Raw genomic sequence first — 17,266 nt, 5'->3', positions numbered from 1 at the left:
TCGGCGGCGCTCAGTCCGCCAGCACCGCCTGCAGCGCCTCGGCCACCGTGCGGTGCCGGAAGACGAAGCCGTCGTCGAGCAGCCGCTGCGGCACCAGCCGCTGGCTCGAGAGCAGCAGCTCGTGCCCCGCGTCGCGCAGTGCGAGCTCGATGATCTTCTCCGGCACCGGCAGCTTGAACGGCCGGTGCAGGAGCTCGGCCAGGGTGCTCATGACCTCGTTCGCCGTCGCCGCTTCGGGTCCGGCGAGGTTGACCGGTCCGGACAGCGACGAGGTCAGCAGGTGCCGGATCGCGGCGGCCTCGTCGTAGTGGCTGATCCACGGCCAGTACTGCTGTCCGCCGCCCAACGGGCCGCTCAGTCCCAGCTTCGTCAGCGGCAGCAGCGGCTTCAGGGCGCCGCCGTTCCCGAGCACGAGCCCGGTGCGCACCGTCACGACGCGCGCGGTCTCGGGAGCGAGCAGCGCCGCCTGCTCCCAGCGCTCGACGACGTCGGCGAGGAAGCCCTCGCCGCGGGGGGACTCCTCGGTCAGCTCCTCGCCCGGCCGGTCGCCGTAGTAGCCGACGGCCGAGGCGTTGAGCAGGATCGACGGGGGAGTGGACGCCATCCGCATCGCATCGGTGATGGTCTGCGTGGCCTGCACCCGCGAATCGAGGATCTCGCGCTTGTACGAGGAGGTCCACGGGAGGCGGCTGATCGAGGCGCCCGAGAGGTTGACCACGGCGTCGACCCGGTCGAGCACGCTGAAGTCGAGCATGTGCGAGGCGGGCGCCCAGTGGAACTCGTCCGGGCTGGTCGGGGCGTGGCGGACAAGGCGGAAGATCTCGTGCCCGTCCGAGCGGAGCTGGCGCACCAGCTCCGAGCCGATCATGCCGCTCGCCCCGGAGATCAGGACCCGCAGCCGCTTCGGAGCCGCGGACTCCTCCTGTGCGCGGGTCGCCGTGTCCGGCGCCTCGCCGGGCGGCACAGCCGGCCGCGGTGCCGCCGTGCGGGTGGAGCGCCGGGGGGAGTCGCCGGCGCCGCCGGTCCCGTCCTGGTCCGAGTGCCGTGCGGTCGATTCGCTCATGGTGCCTCCCGAGGCCCGTCGCGGGCCGCCCGCGAAGCGGGATTCAGCCTAGGGCCTCAGGCCCGGGAGCCGGCCGTGCGGCCGAGGACCCCGGCACGCACCAGGAGCAGGTAGAGCTCGCAGCCCAGGCAGAGGCCGAACGCCGCGTTGAGGAAGGCGGCGAGGAAGGCGATCGCGGCGGCGACGGGGACCGCACCCGGCACTCCGGCGAGGTGCAGGACGACTCCCGCGGCGGTGACGAGCAGCCCGACCAGCTGGGCGAAGCGCGGCGGGCGGGCGTCCTCCCACTCCGTCGGCGGGGCGAGGCGGGGCCGGAGGAGGCGGCGGAAGACGACCGCCCAGGGCCCCGAGCCGACACCGCGGGAGGCCGACCAGGCGAACAGCGCCGCGAGGACCGCCAGCAGCAGGAAGCCGGGCTGGACGAGCCGGGCGACGGAGTCCGCCGGCACCGGCGCCGCGAGTCCGAGCCCCACGGTCGCGAGTAGCAGCACGGCGGTGACGGAGGCGGCGAAGCGCGGTCCACGCGGATCGACGGAGCCGGCGGGCGGGGCGGTGGTCATGCTGTCTCCAGTCGGTCGAGCTCGGCGAGGACGACGGCGCGGGCCGGAGCGCCGGCGATGCGGCTGCGGGCCACGCCGTCGGCGTCGAGCACGAGCAGGGTCGGGGTCTGCAGGATGCGGAAGCGGTCGGCCAGGTCCGCCCGGCGGGTCAGGTCGACGTCGAGGTGCACGACGCCGTCGCGACCGGCGGACACGTCGGCGAGCATCCGGTGCACCGCCGGGCAGCGGGCGCAGTACTCGGTGGAGAACTGCACGATCGTCGCTCGCGGGCCGAGGACCGCGCCGTCGACCAGCGCGGCCGGATCGATCCGCTCGGCGGAGGCGGCGGGCCGGGCGCGGACACGCCCGGCCGCGCGCCGCCGGAGCAGCCCGAGGGCGGTTCCGAGCGCGACGAGGCCCAGCAGGGCGGCCGCGATCTGGAGAGGGTTCACGCGATCACGGTAGGCGCCGGCCGCCCTGCACGCCCGTTCATTGCGCTCTGCGTCGACGGACCGTGCTCTATCGTCGAAGCCGTGACCGACCAGAGCGCCTCCGACAGCACCCCGATCTTCCGCTCCGATGTGGTCGTCGAGCTCGTCCGCTCCAGTGCCCACGACTCCGACGTGCTCTTCGCCGCCCGCGTCTCGACGCAGGGCGAGAAGACCCTCGCCGGCGCCCTCGACGAGGAGTCGGCCGACAGCGAGCTGCAGGGCAAGCGCGACCGCGGCCTGATCAACTACCTGATGCGCGACCGCCACGGCTCGCCCTTCGAGCACAACTCGATGACCTTCTACGTGCAGGCGCCGATCTTCGTCTTCCGCGAGTTCATGCGGCACCGCATCGCCTCCTACAACGAGGAGTCGGGCCGCTACCGCGAGCTCCGCCCCGTCTTCTACGTGCCCGGCCCCCAGCGCAACCTCGTCCAGGTCGGCAAGCCCGGCGCCTACTCCTTCGAGCCCGGCACCCCCGAGCAGACGGAGCTCGTGGTCGCCGAGACGCGCCGCGCCAGCACCCAGGCCTTCGAGGCGTACCAGCGGATGCTCGGCGAGGGCGTCGCCCGAGAGGTCGCCCGCATCGTTCTGCCGCTCAACATCTACTCCTCGATGTACGTGACGCTGAACGCCCGCTCGCTGATGAACTTCCTCTCCCTGCGCACCAAGCGCGAGGACTCGACGTTCCCCTCCTTCCCGCAGCGCGAGATCGAGATGGCGGCCGAGCAGATGGAGCAGCACTTCGAGCAGCTCATGCCCCTCACCGCCGCCGCCTTCACCGCGAACGGCCGCGTCGCCCCGTAGCAGCGCCCCTGCCCGCACTCCCCACGCCCGTCCGCTCTGCAGGCGCCTCTCCGTTGTGCAGGTGCCTGTCCGATCTGCAGGCGATCCGACGACGAAGCCGCCTCGAGCCGCGCGAGTAGGCCCGGGCGGGCCGGGATCGCCTGCACATCGCACCACTCCCCGCGAAAGCGTCCCCCTCCACAGGAGCCGTGGCGGCAAATTGTCCACCGATCGCAGTGTGCGCCGCCCGCGCGCCCTTCCTGCGCGGCCACGCTCTCCCTGTGCGCGCGTCCTCCGGCTCCGTCCTCCGCGCCGGAGGCCTGGTGAAGACCGAGCAGTTCCTCCGCGAGGGCTCCTCCGCACGCGAGCTCCGCGAGGCGGTGAAGACCGGAGCGCTCCTCCGTGTCCGGAAGGGCTGGTACGCCCTTCCCGGAGTCGACACCGGAATCGAGCGCGCCTTCCGCGTCGGCGGGGCCCTCGCCTGCGCGAACGCCGCCGTCGCGCACGGGCTCTGGGTCCCGCGCTTCCGCGGCCTGCACGTCGCCGTCGGTGCCCACACCTCACGACTCCGTGATCCGGACCGTCACGCCGTCCGGCTCTCCCATGACCCCGACGTCGTCGTCCACTGGTCGAAGGAGGCACCGCGACCCTCCGCGCTGGTCCAGGCGCTCGAGGACTGCGTCGTCGAGGCGGCGGCCTGCCAGGGCGCCGAGTTCGCCTTCGTCCTCCTGGAATCGGCGCTGCACCGGCGGCTCCTCGACTCCGCAGGCCGAGCGCGGATCCTGGCTCGGCTGCCGACGACGCTCCGGCGGCTCCTCCGCCGGGCCGGTTCGTCCTCCGAGAGCGGGCTGGAGTCGATGGTCGCCTTCCGGCTGCGAACTCTCGGGATCGCCTTCCGCCAGCAGGTGCGCATCGGCCGCCGGCGCATCGACTTCCTGCTCGGCGAGGTGCTCGCCCTCGAGGTGGACGGTGCTGCGTTCCACGATCCCGAGCACGACAACCGGCGCGATGTCGAGCTCGGCCTGCTCGGCTACCGCGTCCGCCACTACCGCACCTCCCTCGTCCTCGACGACTGGCCGCTCGTGGAGGCCGACATCCTCGCCGCCCTCTCCCGCGGGGATCACGTCCGCAGCTGACTCCGTCCGTCTGCGCACGGCGCGGATCCGTTCGATCTGCAGGTGTTCGGTTCCCCGCCGAGGTCTCCGGCGCGGTTGAAGACCCGTTCGGCTCGGCGACTCCTGCAGATCGAACGAGAGCCCGCAGACCCGGCCGGCACCCGCGGATCAGAACGCCACGAGCCCGTGGCCGCCGACCCGTTACCCTGGGCTCGTGTCAACTCCGGAGAATCCTTTCGGCCAGGTCCTGGTCGCCCTGGTCACCCCGTTCACCGCCGACGGCGAGGTCGACTGGCCCGGCGTCGAGAAGCACATCGACGACTGCATCGCGAAGGGCGCCGACGGCATCGTCGTCACCGGCACCACCGGCGAGACCAGCACCCTCACCGACCCGGAGAAGATCCGGCTCGTCGAGGTCGGCAAGTCCGTCGCCGCAGGTCGCGCGAAGATCATCACCGGGGGCGGCTCGAACGAGACCGCGCACGCGATGCAGCTCGCCCGGCAGAGCGAGAAGGCCGGCGCCGACGGCAACATGATCGTCACGCCGTACTACAACAAGCCCACCCAGGCCGGCATCCTCACGCACTTCCGGATGATCGCCGACGCGACCGACCTCCCGGTCATCCTCTACGACATCCCCGGCCGCACCGGCGTGCCCATCCGCTACGAGACGATCCTCCGCGCGGCCAAGCACCCCAACATCCTCGCCGTGAAGGACGCCAAGGGCGATCTCTCCGAGGTCAGCCGCGTCCTCAACCAGACCGACCTGATGTACTTCTGCGGCGACGACGCCAACGTCCTGCCCGAGCTGGCCATCGGCGCCACCGGCCTGATCGGCGTCACCGCCAACATAGCCGCCTCGCCCTACCGCACCATCGTCGACGCCGTGAACTCCGGTGACCTCAGGGCCGCCACCCTCGCGCACCAGCAGCTCGAGCCGCTCGTGCGCGCGGTGATGACGCACGTGCCCGGCACCGTCGCGGCGAAGTACATCCTGCACGGCCTTGGCCGCATCTCCTCGCCCCGCGTGCGCCTGCCGCTGGTCGGCCCCGAGGAGTCGGAGGCCGCCCTGATCGAGGACGAGCTCGGCCTCGTCCGCGACATCCCCGGTGTCGACTTCCGCAACTTCCGGCCCGACCGCAACGCCGCCGCGGGCGGCGCGCTGCCGAAGGTCGCCGGCACCACACGCTGACGCCGCACGAGCGGCACGGACGACTCCCGACCGAGGAAGAGGAGGGCGCATGCCCAGTCCCGTGATCACTCCTGCCGCGCTCGAGGCGGGCACGCTGCGGATCATCCCGCTCGGCGGCCTCGGCGAGATCGGCCGCAACATGACGGTCTTCGAGATCGACGGCAAGATCCTCGTGGTCGACTGCGGCGTGCTCTTCCCGGAGGAGAACCAGCCGGGCGTGGACCTGATCCTGCCCGACTTCACCCCGATCAAGGACCGCCTCGAGGACATCGTCGGCGTCGTGCTGACCCACGGCCACGAGGACCACATCGGTGCCGTCCCCTACCTCCTCAAGCTCAAGCGGGACATCCCGCTGATCGGCTCGACCCTGACGCTCGCGCTGGTCGAGGCGAAGCTGAAGGAGCACCGGATCAAGCCCTACACGCTGACGGTGAAGGAGGGCGACGTCGAGAACCTCGGGCCCTTCGAGCTCGAGTTCGTGGCGGTCAACCACTCCATCCCGGACGCGCTCGCCGTCGCGATCATCACCGACGCGGGCTCCGTGCTGCACACCGGCGACTTCAAGATGGACCAGCTCCCGCTCGACGGGCGCATCACCGATCTCCGCGCCTTCGCCCGCCTCGGCGAGGAGGGCATCGACCTGTTCATGGTCGACTCGACCAACGCCGACGTGCCCGGCTTCACGCCGAACGAGCGCGACATCGGCCCGGTCATCGAGAGCGTGATCGCGAAGGCGACCCGCCGGGTCATCGTGGCGAGCTTCTCCAGCCACGTGCACCGCGTGCAGCAGGTGCTCGACGCCGCGCACGCCAACGGCCGCCGCGTGGCGCTGCTCGGCCGCTCGATGGTGCGCAACATGGGCATCGCGGCCACCCTGGGGTACCTCAAGGTGCCGGAGGGCGTGCTGATCGACGTCAAGAAGGCCGGCGACATCCCCGAGGACGAGATCGTCTACATGTCCACCGGCTCCCAGGGCGAGCCGATGGCGGTGCTCAGCCGGATGGCGAACCTCGACCACCAGATCCAGCCCGGTGAGGGCGACACGGTCATCCTCGCGTCGAGCCTCATCCCCGGCAACGAGAACGCCGTCTACCGCGTGATCAACGGACTGACCAGGCTCGGCGCCACCGTCGTGCACAAGGGCAACGCGAAGGTGCACGTCTCGGGCCACGCCGCCGCCGGCGAGCTCATCTACTGCTACAACATCCTCAAGCCGCTCAACGTCCTGCCGGTGCACGGCGAGTACCGCCACCTCGTCGCGAACGCGAAGCTCGCGCAGGCCACCGGCATCGCGGAGGAGAACACGATCATCGCCGAGGACGGCACGGTGCTCGACCTCCGCGACGGCGTCGTGACCGTGGCCGGCCAGCTCGACCTCGGCTTCGTCTACGTCGACGGCTCGTCCGTCGGCGAGATCACCGACGCCGACCTCAAGGACCGCCGCATCCTCAGCGAGGAGGGCTTCATCTCGATCATCGTGGTCGTGGAGGCGGGCACCGGCCGGATCGTGGTCGGTCCCGAGATCCACGCCAAGGGCTTCGCGGAGGACGACAGCGTCTTCGACGACGTGAAGCCGCGCATCGCCAAGGCCCTCGAGGAGGCGGTGCAGAGCGGAGTCAGCGACCAGCACGCGCTCTCGCAGAGCATCCGCCGCGTCGTCGGCCGCTGGGTGAACACCACCTACCGCCGCCGCCCGATGATCGTCCCCCTGGTCATCGAGGCCTGACCCCCGGACGGAGTGCCCCCGACGCTCCGACCCGCTTCCGTACCGTCCGCCGCCCCAGGCACCCGTCCGCACCTCATGCCAGACCCGATCCCCCACGGAGACCGCGCATGGACCACTCGATTCGCCCCGCTCGCCGCGACGACGCCCCCTTCCTCGCCGACATGCTCGTCGACGCGGCGAACTGGAACTGGACGTCGGCCCGCACCCGCATCGACGTCCTCGAGGAGGAGTCGACCCGCCGCTACGTCGCCGGCTGGCCCCGCCCCGGCGATCTCGGCTCGGTCGCCGAGACCGTCGACGGCGAGCGGATCGGCGCCTGCTGGTTCCGGCTCTTCAGCGCCGCTGCACCCGGCCGCGGCTTCGTCGCCACGGGCGTGCCCGAGCTGACCCTCGGCGTGCGCCCGGTCTGGCGCGCGCAGGGCATCGGCCGCGGGCTGCTGAGGGCCGCCCTGGACCAGGCGCGCGCCGCCGGGTACGCGCGCATCTCGCTCAACGTGTCGACGGACAACTTCGCGCGCCGGCTCTACCGCAGCGAGGGCTTCAGCGCGGTGGCCGACCGCGGCGACGCGGAGACGATGGTCGCGACGCTGCGCTGAGCAGGCGCGGTGCGGCGCGGTGCGGGCCCCGCGCGGCCCCCGCCCTCCGGCGCGGGTCCGCGGCGATGACGGAGGCGGCGGGTACGGTGGCCCTATGGCGACGACTCCGAAGACGACCTCCCGCGCGAAGGCGAGCGCCCCCGCGCGCTCGAGCACTCCGCGCTCCGGCCGCGGCTCCGGGCGGGGATCGTCCGAGAAGAGCACGGTCGCGTTCAGCTCGACCCCGCGCACGAATCCGCTCGTCACCGTCTGGATGGCGCTGGCGCACCTGGCCGGCGGTGCCGCCCGCGCGCTCGGTCCGGAGCGCCTGGCGAAGGAGGAGCGCCGCGACGGCGTCCCCTTCCTGCTCCTGCTGCTCGCCGTCGCCGGCGCGGTGGTGGAGTGGTTCCTCGCGACCGACCCGGTCGCCCTCGTGCTGGACGCCTGGAGCTTCGGCGGCCTGTTCGGCCGCGTCGCCTACGTCCTCCCCGTGGTGCTGCTGCTCTTCTCGCTCTGGCTGTTCCGCCACCCGCGCTCGGTCGACGACAACGGCCGCATCGGCGTCGGCCTCGCCGTCCTGCTGATCTCCTCCGCCGGTCTCTGCCACGCGCACCTCGGCGCGCCGCAGCCGGGCTCGGGCATCGAGCAGATGGCCGCCGCCGGCGGTGTCCTCGGCTGGCTCGTCGGTGCGCCGCTCGTGGCGATCGCGACCGTGCCGGGCGCCACGGTGCTCCTCTCCCTGGTCGTCCTGCTCTCCCTCTTCATCATCACCAAGACCCCGCCGAACCGGATCGCCGCCCGCTCGCGCGAGCTCTACGGCTACCTCTTCGGCGCTCCCGTCCTCGACGACGAGGAGCGCGCGCGCCTCAAGGCGGAGAGGGCCGCGAGCAAGGCGGCTGCGAAGGCCGAGAGCGAGAAGGCCGACGACGAGCAGGAGGAGGGCGGCGAGCTGCCCTGGTGGCGCCGCACCGACTCCGGTCGCGAGGACGAGCCGACGGTCCAGGCCGAGCTGCCGATCGACGCGCTCGGCGACGAGGACGAGGCGCCGAAGGGCCGCAAGGGCCGCGGCCGCGCGAAGGGCTTCGACACCGCGCTCGAGGAGCCGGCGTCCGCCGAGCGGGACGAGCCGGCCGACCCGCCCACCCGCTCCTACGCCACCGAGGTAATCTCCGAGGCCGAGTCGGCCGAGGCCGCCCTGGCCCGCCACGATCAGAGCGCGACCACCCGCATCCCGCTGGGCGTGGTGGACGACGACGCGACGGGCGTGATCGCGCTCGACGACCTCGACGTCGCCCCCGCCGTCCCGCTGCCGCCGATGATCGAGACCGGTCCGATCGCCCCTGTCGTCGCCGACCCCACCGCCGACTTCGACTCCTCGTTCGGGGAGGAGACCCCCTACCGCCTGCCGTCCGCCTCCGCCCTCTCCACCGGTACGCCGTCGAAGGCGCGCTCGGCGGCGAACGACGAGATGGTCCGCGCGCTCACCGAGGTGCTCCAGCAGTTCAACGTCGACGCGACGGTCACCGGCTTCTCCCGCGGCCCGACGGTCACCCGCTACGAGATCGAGCTCGGCCCGGGCGTCAAGGTCGAGCGCGTCACGGCGCTGAGCAAGAACCTCTCCTACGCGGTCGCCAGCAACGAGGTGCGGATCCTCTCGCCGATCCCGGGCAAGAGCGCGATCGGCGTCGAGATCCCGAACACCGACCGCGAGATCGTCTCGCTCGGCGACGTCCTGCGCTCCGCCGCGTCGACGACGTCGACCCACCCGATGACGATCGGCGTCGGCAAGGACGTCGAGGGCGGCTACGTGGTGGCCAATCTCGCCAAGATGCCGCACCTCCTGGTCGCCGGCTCGACCGGCTCCGGCAAGTCCAGCTTCGTGAACTCGATGATCACGAGCCTGCTGATGCGGGCGAGCCCGCAGGACGTCCGGATGGTGCTGATCGACCCCAAGCGCGTCGAGCTCACGATCTACGGCGGCGTCCCGCACCTGATCACGCCCATCATCACGAACCCCAAGAAGGCCGCCGAGGCACTCCAGTGGGTCGTGAAGGAGATGGACATGCGGTACGACGACCTCGCGTCGTTCGGCTACCGGCACATCGACGACTTCAACGCGGCGGTGCGCAGCGGCGAGATCAAGCTCCCCGCGGGCAGCAACCGCGTCCTCCGGCCCTACCCCTACCTCCTGGTGGTCGTCGACGAGCTCGCCGACCTCATGATGGTCGCCCCGCGCGACGTCGAGGACTCCATCGTCCGCATCACTCAGCTGGCCCGCGCCTCCGGCATCCACCTCGTGCTCGCCACCCAGCGGCCGAGCGTCGACGTGGTCACCGGACTCATCAAGGCCAATGTGCCGAGCCGGCTCGCCTTCGCCGTGACGAGCGTCACCGACTCGCGGGTCATCCTCGACCAGCCGGGCGCCGACAAGCTCATCGGCCAGGGCGACGGGCTGTTCCTGCCGATGGGCACGAACAAGCCGATGCGCGTCCAGGGTGCCTGGGTCCGCGAGGAGGAGATCGCCAAGGTCGTCGAGCACGTCACCCGGCAGGCCCAGCCCGAGTACCGCCAGGACATCACGGTCCAGGCGCAGCGCAAGGAGATCGACTCCGACATCGGCGACGACCTCGAGCTGCTGATGGCTGCGGCCGAGCTCGTGGTCAGCACGCAGTTCGGCTCGACCTCGATGCTGCAGCGCAAGCTCCGCGTCGGCTTCGCGAAGGCGGGCCGCCTGATGGACCTGCTCGAGTCCCGCGAGGTCGTCGGCCCCTCCGAGGGGTCGAAGGCGCGCGACGTGCTGGTGACCGCCGAGCAGCTGCCGGGTGTCCTCTCGCGGATGCGCGGCGAGGAGCCCGGCGAGCACTCCGCCGCGCCGTCGCCGACCGCACCCGACGCCTACGCCGATCCGCTGGCGGAGCCCTCGGGCCCGGTCGCGACCGACTACCACGACGACGACGAGGGCTCCGACGACGACGCCTGGGCGCTCACGGGGCGCGACTGAGCGATGACCACGCCGACCACGCCGCCGATTCGACCGATCACGAGGAACGGCTCAGACCGATGACCAGCCCCACCGCGCACGCCGACGCCGCCCCGAGCAACTGGAACCTGCCGAACGCGATCACCGTGGTGCGCATCCTGCTCGCTCCGGTGTTCTTCTGGCTGCTCCTGGCCGACGGCGGCGAGGACGGCGGCGTGCGCATCGCGGCCGCGCTGCTCTTCATCGTCGCGATCGCGACCGACGGCATCGACGGCCACATCGCGCGCAGCCGCGGGCTGGTCACCGACCTCGGCAAGCTGCTCGACCCGATCGCGGACAAGGTGCTCACCGGTGCCGCGCTGGTCGGCCTCTCGATACTCGCCGAGCTGCCCTGGTGGGTCACGATCGTCATCCTGGTCCGCGAGATCGGCATCACCGTCTTCCGGATGGCCGTCCTCTCGGACCGGGTGATCCCCGCCTCTCGCGGCGGCAAGCTGAAGACGATCGTGCAGTCCGTCGCGATCTCGCTCGCGCTCCTGCCGCTCTGGACCTTCCTCGGCGAGTGGGTGCACTGGCTGAACGGCATCACGATGACAGCCGCGGTCGTCCTCACCGTCGTGACCGGCATCGACTACCTCGCCGACGCGGCGCGCCAGAGTCGCGCGGCCCGCGGGCGCCGATGAGCGCCGAGGAGCTCCTGCGGGCACTCGCGGAGCGCGGTCTCGCGCTGGCGGTCGCGGAGTCCCTGACGGGCGGCGCGCTGAGCTCCGCCCTGGTCGAGGTGCCCGGCGCCTCCGCCGTCTACCGCGGGGGAGTGGTGTCCTACGCCACTGATCTGAAGCACCGCCTGCTCGGGGTCGACGCGGCGCTCCTGGCGCAGGAGGGACCCGTCCACCCCGTGGTCGCCGTGCAGATGGCGCGCGGCGTCGCCCGGCAGCTCGGCGAGGCCGGCGCGAGGACCGTCGGCGTCGCGACGACGGGGGTGGCGGGCCCGGAGCCGCAGGGCGGAGCGGCCGTCGGCACCGTGTTCGTCGCGGCGGTCCTGGGCGAGGCCGAGCTCGTGCGCGAGCACCGCTTCGACGGCGGGCGGCCCGAGATCCGCGCCGCGTCCGTCGCCGCGGCACTCGATCTGGCCGGCGAGGTCGCGGCCTCGGCCGTGTGACGTTCGAGAGTCCCCGAACCGCCTCGGAATCGTGGAATGCGCAGGGTTTCGGCCGGGTTACATCTGACGTCGCTCACACGCAAAGTCCAGTCATCCGGTATTAGAGTCGACTCACACGAGCCGGGTAGTGAACAGCTATCCGGCTCTCTCGTACACATCCCCTTCGAATCCGATGCTCCGGCATTCCTCGAAGCGGTGCGCGAGAAGCGGTTGACGTGGAGAAGGAGGGTCCAGTGGTTCTAGTTCGTCAGGAGATCGGCGATGTCCTCAGGGACTTTCGCCTGCAGAAAGGTCGCACCCTGCGCCAGGTGGCGAGCAAGGCGAGTGTCGCTCTCGGCTACCTCAGCGAGGTCGAGCGCGGTCAGAAGGAGGCGTCGTCCGAGATCCTCGCCTCGGTGGCCGATGCGCTCGACACCCCGATCTCGGTGATCATGCGCGAGGTCGGCGACCGTCTCGCGGTCATCGAGGGGATCGACACGATCCCCGACACCATCCCGGCCGACATGGTCGCCGGATTCGACGCGGACCTCGTCTCGCAGTAGCGGATCCGTCCTCTTCCCACCCACCGCACCGCACCTCGCGAAGGGCGCCCGAGCTCCGGCTCCGGCGCCCTTCGTCGTACCCGGAGACGCACCCGCCCCACCCTCCGGGCTTGCACCCCGGTTCGGGTTGTTACCGTGGACGCATGCGCTTGAGCGAGTTCCAGCAGCTGGTCGACGACGAGTTCGGCGACGCGTACGCGCGCGTCCTCGTCTCCGACCTCGTGCTCACCGAGCTCGGCGGTCGGACGGCCCAGAAGGCCCTCCGCGACGGCGCGGAGCCGCGAGAGGTCTGGATCGCGCTCTGCCGCGCCAACGACGTCCCCGAGGGCCGCTGGCACGGGATCGACCCGGCGAAGCGCCGGCACTGACGTCGCACGCCTCCCGCGGCGGTCTGCGGCCCGAAGTCGTGTTCGACACGCCTGGCGCGCCACCATCGAATCCCTGTTCGAACGGGTCTAAGCTCCTCACCAGAAGCAGGATCGCCTCCGTCTCCACAGAAGCGGTCCGGCTCGGCGCCGATGTCGGTGGTCGGGCCTACCGTCGACATCAGTCACACGGACTGCTTCACCGCCTTGTCGCAACCGGCCGGGACCGCATTCAGGGGCACTCGCCCGCGAACGGTTCCGGTACGACACGACAGCCTGTAGGCGATACCACCACGACACGAGAGCGAGACGGCCATGCCCAGTTCCTCAGACCGCGAGAAGTCCCTCGAGACCGCACTCGCCCAGATCGACCGCCAGTTCGGCAAGGGCGCCGTCATGCGCCTGGGCAGCGATGACCGCGCCCCCGTCGAGGTGATCCAGACCGGCTCGATCGCGCTCGATGTCGCGCTCGGGATCGGCGGACTCCCGCGCGGCCGCATCGTCGAGATCTACGGCCCCGAGTCCTCGGGAAAGACCACGCTGACCCTGCACGCGATCGCCAACGCCCAGCGCAACGGCGGCATCGCGGCCTTCATCGACGCGGAGCACGCGCTCGACCCGGAGTACGCCAAGAAGCTCGGCGTCGACATCGACTCGCTCCTGGTCTCGCAGCCGGACACGGGCGAGCAGGCGCTCGAGATCGCCGACATGCTCGTGCGCTCCGGCTCCATCGATCTCATCGTCATCGACTCCGTCGCGGCCCTCGTGCCCCGCGCTGAGATCGAGGGCGAGATGGGCGACTCGCACGTCGGCCTCCAGGCCCGCCTGATGTCGCAGGCCCTCCGCAAGCTCACCGGTGGCCTCAACACCACGAACACCACGATGATCTTCATCAACCAGCTCCGCGAGAAGATCGGCGTCTTCTTCGGCAGCCCCGAGACCACCGCGGGCGGCAAGGCGCTGAAGTTCTACGCGTCGGTCCGCCTCGACATCCGCCGCATCGAGACCCTCAAGGACGGCACCGACGCGGTCGGAAACCGCACCCGCGTCAAGGTCGTCAAGAACAAGATGGCGCCGCCGTTCAAGCAGGCCGAGTTCGACATCCTCTACGGCATCGGCATCTCCCGCGAGGGCAGCCTGATCGACTTCGGTGTCGAGCACGAGATCGTCCGCAAGTCGGGCGCCTGGTACACCTACGACGGCGACCAGCTCGGCCAGGGCAAGGAGAAGGCGCGCCAGTTCCTCATCGACAACCCGGACATCGCGGCCGAGATCGAGAAGCGCATCCTGATCAAGCTCGGCGTCGTCGCCGACCCGAACGCCGTGGTCGACGCCGCCCCGGTCGCGATCGAGACGAAGCAGCCGGTCCGCGAGACCAAGCCGCCCGTCCGCAAGGGCGCGTAGCCCGTGGGGGAGAAGGCTGCGGAGGGGGCACAGGGTCGGCCCGTGGCCTTCCTCCCCTGGGTCAAGGACGACGGGGCGGCCGCCGAGGCGGTCGAGCCCGCTGTCGACGCGATCGCGGAGCTCTCGGCGCACGTCGCGCGTCGGGACGCGGCGCCCTCGAGGGCTCCGGGCCGGTCGTCCCGATCGGACGACTCCGCGGCGGACGTCGCAGAGGACGACTCCCCGGAGGAGGACTCCTTCGCGGAGGATCTCCCCGAGGAGCCCGACCCCGAGCAGATCGCCGACCGCATCGTCCGCGGCCTGTCGCGCAAGAGCCTCTCGGTCGCCGAGGTCGAGGCGCGCCTCTACACCGAGGGCGTCGCCGAGAAGGACGCGATCGACATCCTCGAGCGCTTCACCCGCTTCGGCTATCTCGACGACTACAAGATGGCGGAGTCGCTGGTGATCCAGCTGCGCGAGCGCAAGAAGCTCGGTCGCTCGTCGATCATGCAGGAGCTGCGCGCCCGCAAGCTCGACCCGGATGCGATCGCGACGGCGCTGGACGAGTTCGACGGCGACGACGAGTACCGCACCGCGATGGAGCTCGCGCGCAAGCGCCTGCCGAGCCTGCGGTCGCTCTCCGATGAGGTCGCCGAGCGCCGCCTCTCCGGGTTCCTCGCTCGTCGCGGCTACGCCGGCGCACTGGTGCAGCGCGTCGTCCGCGAGACGGTGCGCAAGCCCGGCTCGAGCGTCCGCTTCCGCTGAACGACCGCGCCGCCCGGTCGCCGAGAGGCGGCCGGAGCGGCGCGTAGAATCGCACACCATGAGCACGCTCGGTCCGGTGACCTCCCCCCTCGTCGATGCGCGGCCGAGGACCTACGAGGTCCGCACCTTCGGCTGCCAGATGAACGTTCACGACTCCGAGCGGCTGAGCGGCTCGCTCGAGGCGGCCGGCTACGTCTCGGCCGACGGCGCCGAGGCCGACATCGTCGTCATCAACACCTGCGCCGTCCGCGAGAACGCGGACAACAAGCTCTACGGCAACCTCGGCCACCTCGCCTCGGTGAAGCGCCGGCACGAGGGCATGCAGATCGCCGTCGGCGGCTGCCTCGCGCAGAAGGACAAGAACGTCATCCTCGAGAAGGCTCCGTGGGTCGACGTGGTCTTCGGGACGCACAACATGGGGGCGCTGCCGAGACTGCTCGAGCGGGCCCGGCACAACGACGAGGCCCAACTCGAGATCCTCGAGTCGCTCGACGTCTTCCCCTCGACGCTGCCGACCAAGCGCGACTCGACCTACAGCGGCTGGGTGTCCATCTCGGTCGGCTGCAACAACACCTGCACCTTCTGCATCGTCCCCGCACTGCGCGGCAAGGAGAAGGACCGCCGTCCCGGCGACGTGCTCGCCGAGATCCAGGCACTCGTCGACGACGGCGCCATCGAGGTCACCCTCCTCGGCCAGAACGTGAACTCCTACGGCGTCGAGTTCGGCGACCGGCAGGCGTTCTCGAAGCTGCTCCGCGCCGCGGGCACGATCGAGGGCCTCGAGCGGATCCGCTTCACCAGCCCGCACCCGGCCGCCTTCACCGACGATGTCATCGACGCGATGGCCGAGACGCCGGCCGTCATGCCGCAGCTGCACATGCCGCTGCAGTCCGGCTCCGACCGCATCCTCAAGGCGATGCGCCGCTCCTACCGCTCCGAGCGCTTCCTCGGGATCCTCGACCGCGTCCGCGACCGGATCCCGCACGCGGCGATCAGCACCGACATCATCGTCGGCTTCCCCGGTGAGACCGAGGCCGACTTCCAGGAGACCCTCCGTGTGGTCGAGGCGGCCCGCTTCGCCTCCGCCTTCACCTTCCAGTACTCCATCCGCCCGGGGACGCCCGCGGCGACGCTGCCCGACCAGATCCCGAAGGCGGTCGTCCAGGAGCGCTTCGAGCGCCTGGCCGCGCTGCAGGACTCGATCAGCGAGAGCGAGAACCGCACGGTCGTCGGGCGCCGGGTCGAGGTGCTCGTCGCGACCGGCGAAGGCCGCCGCGACAGCACGACGCACCGCCTCAGCGGCCGCGCCGAGGACAGCCGCCTGGTGCACTTCGATGTGCCCGCCGGCTCCGAGCAGCCGCGCCCGGGCGACGTCGTCAGCGTCGAGGTCACCCGCGCCGCACCCTTCTACCTGATCGCCGACTCGACCGACGGTGCTCCGCTGCAGGTCCGCCGCACCCGCGCCGGCGACGCCTGGGACCGCGCGCAGGCGGAGTCGTGCGGAGTCCCCGCGGCTCCGGGCGCCAGCGGCGCACCGAAGGTCTCGCTCGGCCTGCCGTCGCTCCGCCTCCGCCCGATCACGCCGGTCGCGCCGGAGACGCTGACCACGCCGATCTACGACGCCCTCGATGGCGAGCGCTGAGCGGGCGGCGCCCGCCCTCCTCACCGTCGTCGGCGCCACGGGCACCGGCAAGTCCGACCTCTCGCTCGCCCTCGCCGGCTCGATCCGCGCGGCCGGCGATGCCGCGGAGGTCGTCAACGCCGACGCGATGCAGCTCTACCGCGGCATGGACATCGGGACCGCGAAGCTCCCGCCGGAGGAACGCCAGGGCGTTCCGCACCACCTGCTCGACGTCCTCGACGTCACCGAGGACGCCTCCGTCGCCCGGTACCAGCGCGAGGCCCGCGCGGTGATCGACGGTGTCCTGGCGCGCGGCGCGACCCCGATCCTGGTCGGCGGGTCCGGTCTGTACGTCTCGAGCGTGATCTTCGAGTTCTCCTTCGCCGGCACCGACCCGGCCGTCCGGCGCTCACTGGAGCAGACCGCCGAGCGCGAGGGGCCGGCCGTGCTCTTCGAGCGGCTCCGCGCCATCGACGCCGAGGTCGCCGCACGGATCGGGCCGCACAACGTCCGCCGGATCGTGCGCGCCCTCGAGATCACCGAGCTCACCGGCTCGCCGAACAGCGCGCTGATGTCGGACACCCCCGTCCCGTGGCGCCCGAGCACGGTCCTCGCGCTGGCCGCGCCGCGGGACGTCCTCGTCGAGCGGCTCGACCGCCGCGTCGAGCGGATGTGGGCGGGCGGCATGCTCGACGAGGTCGAGCGCCTCGTGCCGCTCGGCATCGAGCGGGGCGTCACCGCCAGCCGCGCCATCGGCTACGCCCAGGCGCTCGCACAGCGCTCGGGGGAGCTGACCGAGGCGGAGGCCGTCGCCTCCACCCAGGCGCTCACCCGCCGCTACGCCCGCCGGCAGAACAGCTGGTTCCGCCGCTACCAGGCGGCGCACTGGCTCCCGTTCGACGCTCCGGACCTCCTCGAGCAGGCGCTCGCCCTCGCCCAGGTCGGGGCTCGAGCGCCTCGGTAG

Annotated in this window: 17 protein-coding genes; 14 read left to right on the top strand and 3 right to left on the bottom strand. The window is 71.7% G+C overall.

Annotated elements, in window-relative coordinates:
• Positions 1–10: 10 nt before the first annotated feature.
• The 3 genes from EDF22_RS10760 to EDF22_RS10750 are packed head-to-tail and all read right to left on the bottom strand — an operon-like array spanning position 11 to position 2,054.
• Positions 11–1,063 carry a TIGR01777 family oxidoreductase gene (locus tag EDF22_RS10760; RefSeq protein ID WP_123704972.1) on the bottom strand — a complete coding sequence of 351 codons (1,053 nt, stop codon included), beginning with the start codon at positions 1,061–1,063 and terminating at the stop codon, positions 11–13.
• Positions 1,064–1,119: 56 nt separating this feature from the next.
• Positions 1,120–1,623 carry a DUF4395 domain-containing protein gene (locus tag EDF22_RS10755; RefSeq protein WP_123704971.1) on the bottom strand — a complete coding sequence of 168 codons (504 nt, stop codon included), beginning with the start codon at positions 1,621–1,623 and terminating at the stop codon, positions 1,120–1,122.
• Entirely contained in the window at positions 1,620–2,054 is a 435-nt protein-coding gene (locus EDF22_RS10750; protein ID WP_123704969.1) for a thioredoxin family protein, read from the bottom strand. The genes EDF22_RS10755 and EDF22_RS10750 overlap by 4 nt, the downstream gene beginning before the upstream one ends.
• Before the next feature lie 81 nt (positions 2,055–2,135).
• Here EDF22_RS10750 and thyX point away from each other — a divergent pair, with 81 nt between their 5' ends.
• From thyX to miaA, 14 genes are all read left to right on the top strand, one after another.
• Complete coding sequence (thyX, locus tag EDF22_RS10745; RefSeq protein ID WP_123704967.1) at positions 2,136–2,897, top strand: FAD-dependent thymidylate synthase; 762 nt, start codon at positions 2,136–2,138, stop codon at positions 2,895–2,897.
• A gap of 260 nt (positions 2,898–3,157) precedes the next feature.
• On the top strand, positions 3,158–4,012 hold the full coding sequence (locus tag EDF22_RS10740) for a DUF559 domain-containing protein (protein WP_148059175.1): 855 nt from the start codon (positions 3,158–3,160) through the stop codon (positions 4,010–4,012).
• Between the two features lie 193 nt (positions 4,013–4,205).
• On the top strand, positions 4,206–5,183 hold the full coding sequence (dapA, locus tag EDF22_RS10735; RefSeq protein WP_123704963.1) for a 4-hydroxy-tetrahydrodipicolinate synthase: 978 nt from the start codon (positions 4,206–4,208) through the stop codon (positions 5,181–5,183).
• 49 nt (positions 5,184–5,232) lie between these two features.
• Positions 5,233–6,909, top strand: a complete 1,677-nt coding sequence (locus EDF22_RS10730; RefSeq protein WP_123704961.1) for a ribonuclease J — start codon at positions 5,233–5,235, stop codon at positions 6,907–6,909.
• Positions 6,910–7,016: 107 nt separating this feature from the next.
• The gene (locus EDF22_RS10725) at positions 7,017–7,505 is read left to right on the top strand and encodes a GNAT family N-acetyltransferase (protein ID WP_123704958.1); all 489 of its coding nucleotides are present in this window, start codon (positions 7,017–7,019) and stop codon (positions 7,503–7,505) included.
• Between the two features lie 94 nt (positions 7,506–7,599).
• Complete coding sequence (locus EDF22_RS10720; RefSeq protein ID WP_123704956.1) at positions 7,600–10,485, top strand: DNA translocase FtsK; 2,886 nt, start codon at positions 7,600–7,602, stop codon at positions 10,483–10,485.
• A 59-nt stretch (positions 10,486–10,544) separates the two neighbouring features.
• Positions 10,545–11,147: a CDP-diacylglycerol--glycerol-3-phosphate 3-phosphatidyltransferase gene (pgsA, locus tag EDF22_RS10715; RefSeq protein WP_123704954.1), complete on the top strand. Its 603-nt coding sequence runs from the start codon at positions 10,545–10,547 to the stop codon at positions 11,145–11,147.
• Positions 11,144–11,626, top strand: a complete 483-nt coding sequence (locus EDF22_RS10710) for a CinA family protein (protein ID WP_123704952.1) — start codon at positions 11,144–11,146, stop codon at positions 11,624–11,626. The genes pgsA and EDF22_RS10710 overlap by 4 nt, the downstream gene beginning before the upstream one ends.
• 233 nt (positions 11,627–11,859) lie before the next feature.
• Complete coding sequence (locus tag EDF22_RS10705; protein WP_123704950.1) at positions 11,860–12,168, top strand: helix-turn-helix domain-containing protein; 309 nt, start codon at positions 11,860–11,862, stop codon at positions 12,166–12,168.
• A 143-nt stretch (positions 12,169–12,311) separates the two neighbouring features.
• Positions 12,312–12,536 carry a DUF3046 domain-containing protein gene (locus tag EDF22_RS10700; protein ID WP_123444531.1) on the top strand — a complete coding sequence of 75 codons (225 nt, stop codon included), beginning with the start codon at positions 12,312–12,314 and terminating at the stop codon, positions 12,534–12,536.
• A 312-nt stretch (positions 12,537–12,848) separates the two neighbouring features.
• Positions 12,849–13,937: a recombinase RecA gene (recA, locus tag EDF22_RS10695; RefSeq protein WP_123444530.1), complete on the top strand. Its 1,089-nt coding sequence runs from the start codon at positions 12,849–12,851 to the stop codon at positions 13,935–13,937.
• Between the two features lie 42 nt (positions 13,938–13,979).
• Entirely contained in the window at positions 13,980–14,681 is a 702-nt protein-coding gene (locus EDF22_RS10690; protein ID WP_165909214.1) for a regulatory protein RecX, read from the top strand.
• Between the two features lie 58 nt (positions 14,682–14,739).
• On the top strand, positions 14,740–16,323 hold the full coding sequence (gene miaB / locus EDF22_RS10685; RefSeq protein WP_123704947.1) for a tRNA (N6-isopentenyl adenosine(37)-C2)-methylthiotransferase MiaB: 1,584 nt from the start codon (positions 14,740–14,742) through the stop codon (positions 16,321–16,323).
• Positions 16,310–17,266, top strand: coding sequence for a tRNA (adenosine(37)-N6)-dimethylallyltransferase MiaA (miaA, locus tag EDF22_RS10680; RefSeq protein ID WP_123704945.1), 957 nt, complete (start codon positions 16,310–16,312; stop codon positions 17,264–17,266). The genes miaB and miaA overlap by 14 nt, the downstream gene beginning before the upstream one ends.

This window comes from Rathayibacter sp. PhB127, assembly GCF_003751665.1.
Classification (GTDB): domain Bacteria; phylum Actinomycetota; class Actinomycetes; order Actinomycetales; family Microbacteriaceae; genus Rathayibacter; species Rathayibacter festucae.
This window is presented reverse-complemented; position numbering and strand designations above follow the sequence as displayed.